The organism is Aromatoleum evansii (assembly GCF_012910805.1).
GTDB classification, from domain to species: Bacteria; Pseudomonadota; Gammaproteobacteria; order Burkholderiales; family Rhodocyclaceae; genus Aromatoleum; species Aromatoleum evansii.
This window is the reverse complement of record NZ_WTVK01000157.1, coordinates 1-1,342: the sequence shown is the minus strand read 5'-3', so window position 1 is coordinate 1,342 and position 1,342 is coordinate 1. Positions and strand designations below refer to the sequence as shown.

General features: G+C 72.4%; 2 protein-coding genes. Both read right to left on the bottom strand.

Going from position 1 to position 1,342, the window contains the following annotated elements:
* Positions 1 to 412 (bottom strand): thiolase family protein (locus tag GO615_RS27650; RefSeq protein ID WP_479686199.1); only part of this gene is annotated, 412 nt, incomplete at its 3' end.
* A gap of 25 nt (positions 413 to 437) precedes the next feature.
* Positions 438 to 1,342: 3-hydroxyacyl-CoA dehydrogenase family protein (locus GO615_RS27645; protein ID WP_246262528.1), on the bottom strand; the 905-nt coding region annotated here is incomplete at its 5' end.

The window sequence follows — 1,342 nt, the reverse complement described above, 5'->3', positions numbered from 1 at the left end:
TGAAGTCGCGGCTGTAGGCGGCCTCGGGCTTGGCGACGACGAAGGGGGCGCGGCTCATGCTCTCGACGCCGCCCGCCAGATACAGCTCGCCTTCGCCGCACGTGATCGCGCGGGCGCTGTCGAGCACCGCGGCCAGCCCGCTCGCGCACAGGCGGTTGACGGTCTGGCCCGGCACCGTCGGCGGCAGGCCCGCGGCCAGCAGCGCGTTGCGCGCGACGTTGCGGCTGTCTTCGCCCGCCTGCGCGGTGCAGCCGAGGATCACGTCCTCGATCTGCTCGGGGCGGAAGGGCGAGCGGGCAACGAGTTCACGCATCACCGTCGCGATGAGGTCGTCGGGGCGCACGGCGGCGAGTTTTCCGGCATGGCGGCCGAAGGGCGAGCGCAGACCGTCGTAGAGATAGGCGTCGAGCATGGTGAGTCCTTGTGTGGAAAGCGGTTCAGTTTTCGGGAGTGAGCAGCGACACGCCGAGCCGGGCGCGGCGGACGAGCCAGGGGCTGGGGCGGTAGCGCGGGTCGCGGTAGAAGTCGTGGATCGCGTCGAGAATGGCGAGCACCGTACGCGCGCCGAGCGCATCGCCGAGCGCGAGCGGACCCTTCGGATAGCCGAGGCCGAGCGTGACGGCGCGGTCGATGTCCTCGGCGGTGGCGACGCGCTGCTGGGCGATGTCGCAGCCGATGTTCACGATCGTCGCGAGCACGCGCTGCACGACGAAGCCGGGGCTGTCGTTGATCACCGTGACCGGCGTGCCGTCGGCGGCGAAGAGCGCCCAGGCCGCGTCGCGCATCTCGCGCTGCGTCAGCGGCGTGCGCATCAGCGTGCGGCGGCCGTCGAGGGCGAGCGGGTCGAGCGCCAGCGTGCGCGCGGGGTCCAGCCCTTCGGCAAGCGCCCCGGTGGTCGCGTCCTCGCCGAGCGGCAGCACGAGGCATAGCGAGCCCGCGCCGGGCGTATCGCCGCGGTCGAGCCGCGCGCCGAGGCTTTCGAGCAGGGCGGTGACGCGCGTCGCGGCCTCGACATTGCGGCGGCTGACCCACACCGGGACGTCGGTGCGCGGGGGCGGCGCGTCCTCGGCCGGCACCTCGGCCTTGCCGTCGCGGTAGACATAGAATCCACGCCCGCTCTTGCGTCCGAGCAGCCCCGCGGCGAGGCGCTGGCGGGTGATCGGCGAGGGGCGGAAGCGCGGTTCCTGGTAATACTGGTCGTAGATCGACTTCATGACCGGGTGCGACACGTCGAGCCCGGTGAGGTCCAGCAGTTCGAACGGCCCCATGCGGAATCCGGCCGCTTCGCGCAGGATGCGGTCGACATCGGCGAAGCCGGCGATGCCCTCGCCGACGATGCGCA